This is a genomic window from Vulcanococcus sp. DEBay_Sum29NL08_54, assembly GCF_017859255.1.
Lineage (GTDB): Bacteria > Cyanobacteriota > Cyanobacteriia > PCC-6307 > Cyanobiaceae > Vulcanococcus.
The window spans coordinates 1-12713 of record NZ_JAFMNJ010000004.1 but is presented as its reverse complement, the minus strand read 5'-3'; the positions used below and the strand labels follow the sequence as shown (position 1 = coordinate 12713).

The following is a 12713-nucleotide window of genomic DNA, read 5'->3' as shown; positions in this document are numbered from 1 at the left end:
AGCCGATGACCATCGCCACCTTTCCCCCTGAACCGCCACCGCAGAGCAGCTGGAAGCGCTACTTCGGCTTTTGCACGGACGCCAAGGTCATTGGCATCCAGTACATCGTTACGGCCTTCTTTTTCTTCTTGATCGGTGGCCTGCTGGCCATGGTGATCCGCGGGGAGCTGATTACACCTGCCGCTGATCTGGTTGATCGCTCGGTCTACAACGGCATCTACACGATGCACGGAACAATCATGTTGTTCCTGTTCATCTTTCCGGTCCTCAACGGTCTCAATAATCTGTTGATTCCAACCATGATCGGTGCGCCCGACATGGCCTTCCCGCGTCTGAATGCGGTGGCCTTCTGGTTGGTTCCGATCTTTGGATCGATTTTGATCGCCAGCTTTTTTGTCCCAGGTGGTCCGGCCTACGCCGGCTGGTGGAGTTATCCGCCCGTCAGTCTTCAGAACCCGGCGGGACACCTCTTCAATGGCGAGGGCCTCTGGATTACGGCCGTGGCCCTATCGGGGGTGTCCTCGATCATGGGTGCGATCAACTTTGTGACGACAATCCTGCGCATGCGGGCCCCGGGGATGACCCTGACCCGGATGCCTGTGTTTTGTTGGACCGCCTTTGCGGCCCAGTCCTTGCAATTGATTGGCCTGCCCGCGCTCACGGGCGGGGCGATCATGTTGCTGATGGACCTGAACTTCGGCACCAGCTTTTACCGGGCTGAGGGTGGTGGTGATCCGGTGCTCTATCAGCACTTTTTCTGGTTCTATTCCCATCCGGCGGTCTATGTGATCATCCTGCCGGTCTTTGGGGTCTTCTCAGAGCTGTTTCCGGTGTATTCCAGGAAGCCACTCTTTGGTTACCTCTACGTCGCCTTTGCCTCCTTCATCATTGTTGGCCTGGGCTTGATTGTTTGGGTTCACCACTTCTTCACCAGTGGTGTGGCGCAGTGGATGCGCAATCTGTTCATGGTCACCACCATGTTGATTGCCGTGCCAACGGGGGTGAAGGTCTTTGCCTGGCTGGGCACTCTTTGGGGCGGGAAGTTACGCCTGACGACCCCGATGCTGTTTTGCCTGGGGGGCCTCTTCAACTTTGTCTTTGCTGGCATCACCGGCATCATGCTGGCCACGGTGCCGATCGATATTCACGTCTCCAACACCTACTTCGTCGTCGGTCACTTCCATTACGTGATCTACGGGGCCGCGGTGATGGGGATCTTTGCGGCGATCTACCACTGGTTCCCGAAGTTCACCGGGCGCATGCCCTACGAAGGTCTCGGCAAATTGCACTGCCTGCTCACCTTTGTGGGGGCCAATCTGAATTTCCTGCCCATGCATCCCTTGGGTCTGATGGGGATGCCGCGGCGGGTGTCGAGCTACGACCCTGAATTCACCTTCTGGAACGTGATCGCCAGCCTGGGGGCCTTTCTGCTGGGGGTCTCGATCATTCCCTTCCTGCTCAATATGGTGAGCTCCTGGATCCGGGGTCCCAAGGCCACCCATAACCCCTGGAATGCCATCGGACTGGAGTGGTTGTTGCCCTCTCCGCCGCCGGAGGACAACTTTGGGGAGGAGGTCCCCACGGTGATTGCGCGTCCCTACGGCTATGGCAGCGGCGAACCGCTGGTGGAACACCAGGCTGAGCTGGAGCGCGCCTTGGTGCTGCAGGAGGCGGCGCAATGACGACGACGACCCCGCAGGCTGAGTTGGAGCTGCATCCCAAGCACAACCTCACCGGCTTCATCATTTTTCTGTGCTCAGAAAGCGTCATCTTTCTGGCCTTTTTCAGCGGCTATGCCCTGCTGAAGACCTCAGCCCTCGACTGGCTTCCCCCTGGGGTCGAGGGGTTGGAGTGGAAGATGCCGCTGGTGAACACCGTGGTCCTGGTGTCCAGTTCGGGGACGATCGCCCTGGCTGAGCATTTCAAGGCCAAAGAGAACATGGCTCTCTTCCGGGGGTTCTGGCTGCTGAGCATGGCCATGGGGGCCTACTTCCTCTTTGGGCAAGCCGTGGAATGGGGCGGCCTGAAGTTTGGCTTCACCTCGGGAACCTTTGGTGGCACGTTCTATCTCCTGACCGGTTTCCACGGCCTCCATGTGGCGACGGGAATCCTGTTGATGGGATTGATGTTGGTGAAGTCATTTATCCCCGGCAATTACAGCGGCGGGGAACAGGGAGTTCAGGCCACGTCCTTGTTCTGGCACTTCGTGGATGTCATCTGGATCATCCTCTTTTTACTGATCTACGTCTGGCAGTAGCCCAAGAACCATGATCATTGACGACATTCACTACGACGTCATCGTGATCGGCAGCGGTGCTGCTGGCGGCACGATCGCTGGGCAGTTGGCGGCCTCGGGCAAGCGCATCCTGCTGCTGGAGCGTGGTGGGGTGATGCCCCTGGCGGATCAGAACGTCGCGGACGTCGACTTGTTCCGCAAGGACCGCTACCACCCTGGTGAGCAGTGGTTTGGGACCGATGGGGATCCCTTCTCGCCCCAGACGATCTATGCCTTGGGTGGCAACAGCAAGATCTGGGGCGGCGTTCTCGAGCGCATGCGCGAGCGCGAGTTTGGCGGCCTCCCTCTGCAGGAGGGGACGGCTCCGAATTGGGAGCTGAGCTACGAGGATTTCGCCCCGTACTACGACCGTGCCGAAGCGCTCTATCGGGTCCACGGCGAAGCCGGTGTCGACCCGACTGAGCCTGGTCGCACTGGGCCCTATGGCCATCGCCCGAGGTCCTTTGAGCCCTGGGTGGCTGAGCTCAGGGCAGCGCTGGAGCGTCAGGGGACCCACCCCTATGCCCTGCCGCTGAGTTGGTCGGAATCCGCTGAGGACCCCACGGGTGATGCGGAGTTGTTCGGCGTGGATCTGGCGAAACAGGCCAGCAATGTCAGCATCCGTGATCGCGTCAAGGTGCGCCGCCTGCACGTCAACCCCAGCGGCAATGAGGTGCGTGCGGTCGAGGCGGAGGTCGACGGTCACGCCTGGTTGTTCAGTGGCGATCTGGTGGTTCTGGCCGCAGGCGCCATCAACAGTGCTGCGATCCTGCTGCGCTCAGCGACCGAGCACCACAGCCGCGGACTGGCCAACGGCTCTGATCAGGTGGGCCGCAATCTGATGAAGCCCCAGCTGACGTCGATTATTCAGCTGGCGGCGGCGGCCAATTCCGGTCGCTACGGCCGCAGCCTGGGCATCACGGATTACCTCTGGGGCGACAGCAATGTCAGCTTCCCCCTGGGCTCGATTGCCAGTGGCGGTGGTGTTCTGCAGGACGCCCTGTTTGCGGAATCCCCACCGGTTCTCTCCCTGGTGACCAAGTTGATGCCCAACTTTGGCCTGGAGCAATTGGCTGCCCGATCGGTGACCTGGTGGGCGATGAGCCCGGTTCTGCCCGATGCCCACAACCGGGTGACCCTGCGGGGGAATCATCTCCAGATTCACTACCTCCCGAACAACCGCGAGGCCCATGACCGCTTGGTCTATCGCTGGATCGACACCTTGAAGAAGGTGGAGAACGACCCCCTTTGCCATGTGGTGAAGCCCGCTCCAACGCACCCCCGCGGTGAGGCTCCTCTGACGGTGATGGGTAGTGTCTGCGGCACCTGCCGCATGGGCTCCAATCCGGCGACCTCGGTGGTGGATCTCCAGGGGCGGAGCCATGAGCTGGCCAACCTCTATGTCGCTGATGCCAGCGTCTTCCCCAGTTGTCCGGCCGTGGGCATGGGGCTGACGGTGATCGCCAACGCCCTGCGGATTGGCGATCAGGTGTTGGGTGTGCTGTGACCAGCGGCTCGGGCCAGGCGACCTCTGAACTCCGCCGGATGGCGGAACGGGACCAGGACCAGGTGCCTTGGTCGCTTTGGGGCAGTTACTTGCCGGAGCGGCAATGGGGGACGGTTCGAGAGGACTACTCCGCCGATGGCAACGCCTGGACCTCCTTTCCCCATGACCATGCCCGTTCACGGGTCTACCGCTGGGGAGAGGACGGCCTGCTCGGGATCTGCGATTCGGAATGTCGCCTCTGCTTTTCGCTGGCCCTTTGGAATGGTCAGGATCCAATCCTCAAGGAACGCCCCTTTGGCTTGGCCAACGGCGAGGGGAACCACGGCGAGGATCTCAAGGACTACTACTTCCACCTCGCCAATACGCCGACCCACAGCTTCATGCGTGGGCTCTACAAGTACCCGCAGCAGCGCTTTCCCTACGAAGACCTGATTGCTGAGAACGGCCGGCGCAGTCGCGATCAACCCGAGTACGAACTGGTCGACACCGGCATCTTTAACGAGAGCCGCTATTTCGATGTCTTTATCGAGTACGCCAAGCGCTCCCCCCGCGACCTGGCGATTCGCCTGAGGGTGATCAACCGCGGTGATCAGGCGGCTCCGTTGACCCTGCTGCCCACCCTCTGGTTACGCAATACCTGGAGCTGGGGCTACCCGGATGAGCAGGAGCAGCCGATGGGTCTCAAGGGTGATGTCCTGCAGGCCCAGGTTGGTGGTGGCTTGGGCGGCTACGAACTCCACTGCCGTAATGAAGGGCGTTGGATTTTTACCGACAACGAAACCAACACCGAACGCCTCTATCAACAGCCCAATACGCGGCCCTATCAAAAAGATGGCTTCCACCGCTATTTGATCGAGTCCGAGCAGGGGGCGATCAACCCCCAGCAGAGCGGGACCAAGGCTGCTCGCCTCCTGCAGCGCACCCTGCAACCTGGCGAGGAATGGCAGGTGGACCTGCGCCTGATGGCCCAGGACGAGACCAGCGGGAATGAGGCCTTTGGTCCTGAGACTGATGCCCTGTTTGTGCAAAGGGAGCGGGAATGGCATGAGTTCTTCGCCGAGCGTGTTCCCAACCTCTCCAAGGAGGACCGTTTAATCCACAGCAGCGCCGCGGCGGGGTTGCTCTGGTGCAAGAAGTACTACGGCTGGAGTGTTCTGCGCTGGCTGGACGGCGATCCGACCTCCCCGGTGCCACCCCCCCAGCGCTGGGCGACGGACAACGCGGAATGGCAGCGGCTGCATGCCCACGACGTGATTTCGATGCCCGATGCCTGGGAGTACCCCTACTTCTGCCAATGGGACCTGATGTTCCATGCGGTCGCCTTTGCGGTGATCGATCCGGCGACGGCCAAGCAACAGGCGATGGTTCTGCGGACGCCCCACTACACGGCGCCGAATGCGCAAACCCCTGCCTACGAGTGGGCCCTCTCTGATCCCAACCCGCCGATTGGCGCCTGGGCGGCGATGCGCATTTTTCAGATCGAGCGCAAGCAGAACGACGAGGGCGATCTGGGCTTTCTGCATGCGGCCCTGCGGAAGTTGATCCTGGAATACGGCTGGTGGGCGAACCGTAATGACCGGGGGGGAGACAACCTCTTTGAGGGGGGCTTCCTCGGTCTCGACAACATCGCGGTGTTTGATCGCCGTTACCCCTTGGCCGATGGCAGCCGCATTGAGCAGTGCGACGGGACCGCCTGGATGGCCTCCTTGAGCCTGAACCTGCTCAATATCAGTGTGGAATTGACGCGCACGGAACCCGAGTACGCCGATATCGCGGAGCGGTTTGTCTACGACTTTGTTCAGCTGGCCCTGACGCTGAACCTGCCCGGCAATCGCGGCTACCTGAATTGGGATGAGCAGGACGGCTTCTATTACGACGTCATCAAACGACCGGATGGATCGACGGAATACCTGCGGACCCGCTCGGTCTCTGGCCTGATTCCACTGTTGGCTGTGGCCAGCTTTGACGTTGAGACGATCAAACGGCTGCCTGTTCTTGATGTCACCCAGAGCTTGAGCTGGTTTTTGCATGAACGCACCAGCCCTGATTGGTTGTTGGATCACTTCGGGCAATGGCGCCATGACCGCCTGCTGTTTGCCCTGGTGCCGGAGCAGCGGCTCCGCCGCATCTGCGAGAGGCTCTTTGACGAATCAGAGTTTCTCTCGCCCTACGGCATTCGCGCCCTCTCGAAGGTCTACGAAGACCAGCCCTACAGCTTCACCGAGGGGAGTGAGACCCAAACCTTGGCCTACAGCCCAGCCGATAGCCCGGTGGCGATGTTTGGTGGTAACTCCAACTGGCGCGGTCCCGTTTGGATCCCAATCAACTTTCTCTTGATTGAGTCCCTGCAGAAGTTTGGCCACTACTACGGCGATGACTTCAAGGTGGAGTTCCCCACCGGCTCTGGCTGCTGGATGAATCTTTGGGATGTCTCGCTGCAACTGCAGCATCGTTTGGTCAATTTGTTTCGCCGTGATGCCTCCGGTCAGCGGCCCTTCTTGGGCGATGTGGAGCTGTTTCAGAACGATCCCCATTGGCGGGATCTGATGCTGTTCAACGAGTATTTCCACGGCGACAACGGCCGGGGGGTCGGGGCGAGTCACCAAACCGGTTGGACGGCGATGGTCTGCAAGATGATCAATCAGCTCAGCCGCTATCCAGCGCCAGGCGCCCCTTCATCACAATCAGCGGACAGCCATTGAGCCCGTTTCTAGTTTGCGGGTAGTGGCTGGTTGATCCAGTGTTCGAGGCACAACTGCAGAAGCCCGATCGTCAGGACTTCGATCTGGTGATCATTGGCAGTGGTGCTGGTGGCGGCACCTTGGCGCGGGTTCTCGCGCCGACGGGTCTGCGCATCTTGATCCTGGAGCGCGGGGATTGGTTGCCCCAGGAACCGGAGAATTGGGATGCCGAAGCTGTTTTTCAGAAGGGTCGATACGTCTCCAAAGACATCTGGTACGACGGCAAGGGCCAGCCGTTCCAGCCAGGAAGTCATTACTTCGTCGGTGGTGCCACCAAGATGTACGGCGCCCACCATTTCCGTCTGCGGCAGCGGGACTTTGAGGAGCTGGAACACCGCGACGGCGTCTCCCCGGCGTGGCCCCTGCGCTACAGCGATTTCGAGCCTTATTACCAAAAGGCTGAGGAGATGTATCACGTCCATGGACTTCGCGGTGAGGACCCCACGGACCCGCCGAGTTCAGCGCCCTATCCCCATCCGCCGATTTCCCATGAACCGCGGATTCAACAGCTTGCCGATGATCTGCGTTCGGCCGGATTGAACCCGTTTCACGCCCCCAGTGGCGTGATGCTGAATGAAGCCAATATGGAGATCAGCCGCTGCAGGCGCTGCAACAACTGTGATGGCTTCCCCTGTCTGGTGCATGCCAAAGGTGATGCCGAGGTCTGTGGTGTCAGACCGGCGCTCAAGGAAAGCGGCAATGTCTCCCTCTTGACCCGCGCTGAGGTGAAGCGTCTGGTGACCAATCCAGAGGGGAGTGCCGTCACCTCCGTTGAGGTGGAACGCGATGGGGAACAGCTCAGCTACAAGGCCGATGTTGTTGTGGTGAGTTGCGGCGCGGCGAATAGCGCCCGCTTGCTGTTGATGTCGGCCAACGACCGTCATCCCCGCGGATTGGCCAATGGCTCTGATCAGGTGGGCCGGAACTACATGTTCCACAACAGCAAGGCCGCCGTTGCCCTGTCCCACGAGCCCAATCCAACGGTCTTCCAGAAGACCATCTCAATCAATGACTGGTATTTCGGCGATGCCGATTACGACTACCCGATGGGCAATATTCAAATGACGGGTAAGACCCGCGGCGCGATCATGAAGGGCTACGCCCCACTGGAGACCTTCCTGGTTCCGGGCTGGACCATGGACAAAATCGCCGAACACGCCCTCGACTTTTGGGTGTCAACGGAGGATCTTCCGGATCCAAATAACCGGGTGACGATCGATGCGGGGGGGCACATTCACCTGAACTACAAGGTCAATAACCAGACCTCAGCGGATCGGCTCTGGGGTCGCCTTCAGGGAATCCTCGACAAGCTCTACTTGAAGAAACACCTGGTGGAGCGTCAGGTGTACATCAAAAATGCCATGGGCATCGCGGCCGTTGGTCACCAGGCTGGGACCTGCCGGTTTGGCACGGATCCGGCGAGCTCGGTGCTCGATGTCAATTGCAAGGCCCATGAGCTCGACAACCTGTATGTCGTCGATACCAGCTTCTTCCCCAGCATTGGGGCGGTGAATCCATCCCTCACCGCCATCGCCAATGCCATTCGTGTGGGCGAGCACCTGACGGCTCGCCTGAAGACCTAGAGGGTGAGGCCGGTCTGGAGCACCTGCTCGGTAATGGCGTGATCCAGCGAGAAGAAGCCGCCGCCGCAACCGATCAAGACAACACACATCACGACATACATCGCCGCTTTCTCCCAGCTGGGGGGCTCGCCCACCCCCAGGGGGCCGGCGTAGTCCCCTTCTGGAATCAGATAGGGGTCAACGGCAACGAAGGGCAGTCCACCCTTCATCTCCAGGACCATGGCGTAGGCCATCGACACCAGAATTCCAAAGGCCGCAATCGGGGTCAGGATTCCGGCCACCAGCGCGATGCCGCCGGCCCACATCGATCCGGCTGAGAGAAAGCAGAGCCAGGCCGGGGTGCCCAACATTTGCGACCAGGTCTGCAGGTTTTTCAGCTTCGGCCAGCCATGGCGGATGAAGCAGATCCCCGTAAAGACCCGCAGCACCAGCAAGGAGGCTTCCGCAATAGGCGAAGGGGCCAGACCTGCGGGTGCATCGGGCACCAGCAAATTCACAAGAGTGACGTCCACAGCACTTCCGTGACTTCCCGAAAACTAGACATCACAACCGAAACCGGCCGCGCTTAATCCACGCTGATGAGCTGCAGCTGGTGGCCGTCTGGATCGCGCACCTGCAATCCCCGCTGGAAACCCAAGAGCGCAGCCTGCTCGCTGTTCAGCGTCTGCACTCCGTCGGACACGTGCGAGCCGCCAAAGGACTCGAGACGTTGGCTGATGGCATCGAGCTCAGCGACCTCAAGGCGGATCTGCCAGTGGGCCAGGTCTGCCGCGGATTGATCGACCGGCAGGGGCCTCCCCCCGGTGGGCTCGATGTAGTTCAGGCATTCCACCCCCGCTCCCTCGGGGCAGCGGTGGGCACTGATGTGGACCCGCGTTCCCTCCAGGCCATCGAGCCGGTCCTGCTCCAGGCCATGGTTCACCCCATCACCGCCAAAGCGCAGGCCGAGGAGTTCTCCATAGAACGCGGTGCTGCGTTCGGTGTTGGCGTTGGCAATGGCGCTGTGGTCGATGCCAAGGAAGGTGCCCCTAGGCGTGCTGGGATGCCAGCGGGCATCGCCTTTGCCCCCTGGGAACTGCAGCAGCTCAAGGCAGTGTCCTTCGGGGTCGTGGAATTTGTAGGCCTGAATTCCAGCCGCCCCTTGGTTCCACTGCGGCAACGTTTGCGGTCCAGTGGAGATGGGCTGAAGCGCACCGGCCTGCACCTGGGCCGTGATCGGCTCCGCCGCCTTCGCCATGTCGGAGACCACGATGCAGATGTGCTGAAACCAGAGATCGCAACTTCTGGACTCCTTCGGAATCGGACGCCCAGGACGTAGTCCTGGCCCCAGTGCCAGCACCTCAGTCAGCTCCAATCGCTCCTGGCCGAGTTGGAGTTGGTGCAGGCGCAAGCGGCTTCCAGGCAGGCCGATGAGCTCCGCGTAGGGACCGGCGTCGATGTCGAATGCGGCCACCGGGCTGAAGCCCAGGTTCGTTTCGTAGAACGCGCAGAGGCGGTTGGTATCTGAGCAGCTAAAGCCGATGCTTTTGATCTGTGGAGTCATCGGGCACCTCGGGTGTTGGTGAAGAGGGAATAGAGCTGGTTCGAGGCACAGATGAAGAGGCGACTGCCGTAGCGATCGCCAAAGCAGAGGTTCGAGACCCGTTGGGGAACACGAATTTTTCCGAGGAGCGCTCCATCCGCGGCAATCACATGCACGCCATCACCGGCGCTGCACCAGAGGTTCCCCTGCTCATCGATTTGAAATCCGTCGGCCCAGCCGACATTGACTTTGTGAAAGAACTGACCCGGTCCCAGGCTGCGTCCATCGGCTGCGACTGGATAGCGAATGATGTGTTGCCGCGGTTCATCGGCGTCAGGGGCTCCTGTCTCAGCGACATACAGCCACTGCTCATCGGGTGAGAAGGCCAGACCATTCGGTCCGTCGAGGTCGCGGATCACTGCATCAAGCTCGCCTGTTTCAGGGTCCAGGCGATAGAGCGCAGCGGGTTGCTCAGAGGCTTGCCGGCCCCCTTCGTAGTCATTGAGCAGGCCATAGAGGGGATCGCTAAACCAGATCGATCCATCCCGCTTCACCACGACATCGTTCGGTGCATTCAGGCGTTTACCTTCGGCCGCATCCACCAGGGTCGTCACCTGTCCGTCGTGTTCCAGTCGGGTGAGACAGCGACTGCTGTGGTGGCATTGGATCAGGCGTCCAGCGGCATCACGGGCTTGTCCGTTGGCGAAGTCAGAGGGTTCCCGAAAGACACTGACCCCATCGCGTTCGCTCCAGCGCAGCGTGCGGTTGTTGGGGATGTCGTTAAACAGAAGGCAGTGGTGGTCTCCAAACCAGAGCGGACCCTCCAGCCAGCGAAATCCCTCCGCAAGCAGCTCGAGCTCCGCGTTGAAGAGCACCAGCTGCTTGAAGCGCGGGTCGAGGCAGTCGCAGTGTGGAGCAAGCGGGCTCATGGCTGGGCAAAACAACCCGGTTGCAGATTCAGCCAGCGCTCATCCCGCGGTTGGATGGCCATCTGGATGCAGGGCTCATCCCCCAGTTGTTCGGAGAGGTGACCGCAGCGTCCCTCTGCATCGGTGATGCAGTTCTGATCGCCGCCGAAGGAGAACTCGCCAGGCCCCACTTCAATGCGCTGGCCATCCATGCTCGTGATGGCCCAGCGCCCCTTGAGCACATAGATCAATTTGGGTGCTGGGTTTTCATGCCAGCTCGCTTTCCAACCCACGGGTAAGACCACGGCCGTGGCCATTAACTCGTTCTCAATCACCCTGTTGAACAGAGGGGTATTGCGCGGTCCCAGTTGGATCAACTCAAAACCGCTGAGCTCGCAGTAGGTCTGTCGACTGATGCCATCGGCATCACGCCAAAGGTGCCAGTAGCCAAGAGCAATGCCTTGGTCGCTGTTGTTCACGGTCTCTTGTTGCGGTGGGCCCCAGCTCAGCTTGTCCTTGGTCCTGGTGGTTGTCAGCTGTGGTCTGTTACCGCCGCCATGCATACCCTGCGGATGAGTGATCAAACGGCATGTCGACGAATCCCTACGCCATGGAGACCCTCTCCAATTTCCTCAAGGGAAAGGTGATCATCGTGACGGGCGGCAACAGCGGAATCGGTAAGTCGATTGTTGAAACGGTGGCCCGCCTTGGCGCCAAGGTGGTGATCGACTACCGCTCCCATCCCGAGGCAACGGAAGAGCTCGAGCAAGAGATTGGCGAGCTGGGGGGCTGCTCCTTTGGGGTGCAGGCCGATGTGGGCAAGTTGGATGATTTGCAGCGTTTGGTTGAGGCCGCGGTGAGTCGTTATGGCCGCCTCGATGTCATGGTGAATAACGCTGGTATCGAAACCAGGACGTCGATTCTGGACACCACGCCAGAGGATTTCGACAAGGTCCTGAATGTCAACCTGCGCGGCGTTTTCTTCGCGACCCAGTACGCAGCCAAGCAGATGATCGCCCAGGGCAGTGGCGGCCGGGTGATCAATATCTCCTCGGTGCATGAGGACTGGCCGATGCCCAATAACACCCCCTATTGCGTGGCCAAGGGTGGTGTGCGGATGTTGACCCGAACCGCTGGCGTGGAGCTGGCCTCCAAGGGCGTCACGATCGTGAATGTGGGTCCTGGCGCTGTGGCCACGCCGATCAACGACTCGACGATGAACAACCCGGAGTTGCTGGCCAAGCTCAACGCCGCGATCCCGATGGGGCGGATGGCTCAGCCCGATGAGATCGCCAAGGTGGTGGCTTTCCTGGCGAGCGATGCCGCCAGCTACATCACGGCCACCAGCATCTTTGCCGATGGCGGAATCATGCAGAGCAGTCCTGGGCTTTAAGGGCACGCCTTGACCGTGCGGTCATGAAGATCACCCCCGAGCAACTGCTGCAGATGCGCCGCCGCCATCGCGGTTATCGCATCACCTTGGGGGCGCAACTCCTGTTGCTCTTGCTGTTGCCGGTGGCCCAGCGGGTGCCCTGGTTGCTGTCCTTGATGCTGTGCCTGCTGGCCATCGAGTTGATGGTGTTTTTGGCGCGCTATTCACCGCTGGGACGTAAACGCCTGACCTACAGCCTGGGCACGCTCGCGGTGGTGCTGGAGATCACCTGGCATCTGGCCCTGCGTTGGTGGCCAATCCTGGGAAAAATTCTGACCCTGCCCCATGTCATGGTCTGGGTTCTGTTTCTTTTGGTGGTGGCGATTCGCAAGGTCAAGGCTCTGGTGCGGGAGCCCTATGTGACCTTCTCGGTTGTGCTTGGGGCCGCCTCGGGTTACCTCAGTGTCGGTCTGGCTGGTGGTGTGCTGTTGACAGCTCTTTGGGTGCTGCACCCAGCGGCCTTTCTGCAGTCATCCCTTCCTCAGCTCTCGGCCCTGGGAGACCTCACCGTGGCCGTGGCTCCAGCCCTGATGGCGGCCTCGTTTTCATTGCTCACCACGGTGGGAACGGAGGTGCTGCGTTCGAGTGATGTCACGGTTCAGGTGTTAGCGAACCTGATCACGATTAGTGGGCAGCTCTACGTCGCCATCTTGATTGGTTTGATTTTGGGGCGTGTGCATCGCCGGGCCGTGATCTAAGGCGATTTCGGCGGCATCATGTGCTCGGTTTGAGAGCACCGCCGTGG

11 protein-coding genes are annotated in these 12713 nt (G+C 60.6%); 7 read left to right on the top strand and 4 right to left on the bottom strand.

The genetic code is table 11. The annotated features are described in order from the left end of the window. Nucleotides 1-5 precede the first annotated feature (5 nt). The 5 genes from QZ186_RS02230 to QZ186_RS02210 are packed head-to-tail and all read left to right on the top strand — an operon-like array spanning nt 6 to nt 8106. Nucleotides 6-1682 (top strand): cbb3-type cytochrome c oxidase subunit I, encoded by a 1677-nt coding sequence (locus tag QZ186_RS02230; protein ID WP_247477504.1) that lies wholly within the window; start codon nt 6-8, stop codon nt 1680-1682. Continuing rightward, nucleotides 1679-2257 carry a heme-copper oxidase subunit III gene (locus tag QZ186_RS02225; protein WP_010315904.1) on the top strand — a complete coding sequence of 193 codons (579 nt, stop codon included), beginning with the start codon at nt 1679-1681 and terminating at the stop codon, nt 2255-2257. Before QZ186_RS02230 ends, QZ186_RS02225 begins: the two co-directional genes overlap by 4 nt. Before the next feature lie 10 nt (nt 2258-2267). Continuing rightward, nucleotides 2268-3782, top strand: coding sequence for a GMC oxidoreductase (locus tag QZ186_RS02220; RefSeq protein WP_296415580.1), 1515 nt, complete (start codon nt 2268-2270; stop codon nt 3780-3782). Nucleotides 3783-3820: 38 nt separating this feature from the next. Further along, a complete protein-coding gene (locus tag QZ186_RS02215) occupies nt 3821-6484 on the top strand; it encodes a glucosidase (protein WP_296415679.1) in 2664 nt (887 codons plus the stop codon). 38 nt (nt 6485-6522) lie between these two features. Continuing rightward, a complete protein-coding gene (locus QZ186_RS02210) occupies nt 6523-8106 on the top strand; it encodes a GMC family oxidoreductase (RefSeq protein ID WP_296415578.1) in 1584 nt (527 codons plus the stop codon). On the opposite strand, the gene QZ186_RS02205 is transcribed toward QZ186_RS02210, so the two are convergent. From QZ186_RS02205 to QZ186_RS02190, 4 genes are read right to left on the bottom strand one after another with little or no spacing between them, the layout of a single operon-like run. Beyond that, the gene (locus QZ186_RS02205) at nt 8103-8618 is read right to left on the bottom strand and encodes a DoxX family protein (protein WP_247477509.1); all 516 of its coding nucleotides are present in this window, start codon (nt 8616-8618) and stop codon (nt 8103-8105) included. The genes QZ186_RS02210 and QZ186_RS02205 overlap by 4 nt on opposite strands. Nucleotides 8619-8671: 53 nt before the next feature. After that, nucleotides 8672-9649 (bottom strand): VOC family protein, encoded by a 978-nt coding sequence (locus tag QZ186_RS02200; protein WP_296415576.1) that lies wholly within the window; start codon nt 9647-9649, stop codon nt 8672-8674. Then, nucleotides 9646-10557 carry an SMP-30/gluconolactonase/LRE family protein gene (locus tag QZ186_RS02195; protein WP_296415574.1) on the bottom strand — a complete coding sequence of 304 codons (912 nt, stop codon included), beginning with the start codon at nt 10555-10557 and terminating at the stop codon, nt 9646-9648. The genes QZ186_RS02200 and QZ186_RS02195 overlap by 4 nt, the downstream gene beginning before the upstream one ends. Continuing rightward, nucleotides 10554-11015 carry a cupin domain-containing protein gene (locus tag QZ186_RS02190; RefSeq protein WP_247477524.1) on the bottom strand — a complete coding sequence of 154 codons (462 nt, stop codon included), beginning with the start codon at nt 11013-11015 and terminating at the stop codon, nt 10554-10556. The genes QZ186_RS02195 and QZ186_RS02190 overlap by 4 nt, the downstream gene beginning before the upstream one ends. 110 nt (nt 11016-11125) lie before the next feature. Here QZ186_RS02190 and QZ186_RS02185 point away from each other — a divergent pair, with 110 nt between their 5' ends. Then, the gene (locus tag QZ186_RS02185; protein WP_296415568.1) at nt 11126-11929 is read left to right on the top strand and encodes an SDR family NAD(P)-dependent oxidoreductase; all 804 of its coding nucleotides are present in this window, start codon (nt 11126-11128) and stop codon (nt 11927-11929) included. Between the two features lie 23 nt (nt 11930-11952). Next, a complete protein-coding gene (locus tag QZ186_RS02180) occupies nt 11953-12666 on the top strand; it encodes a hypothetical protein (protein WP_296415566.1) in 714 nt (237 codons plus the stop codon). The last annotated feature ends 47 nt before the right edge of the window (nt 12667-12713 follow it).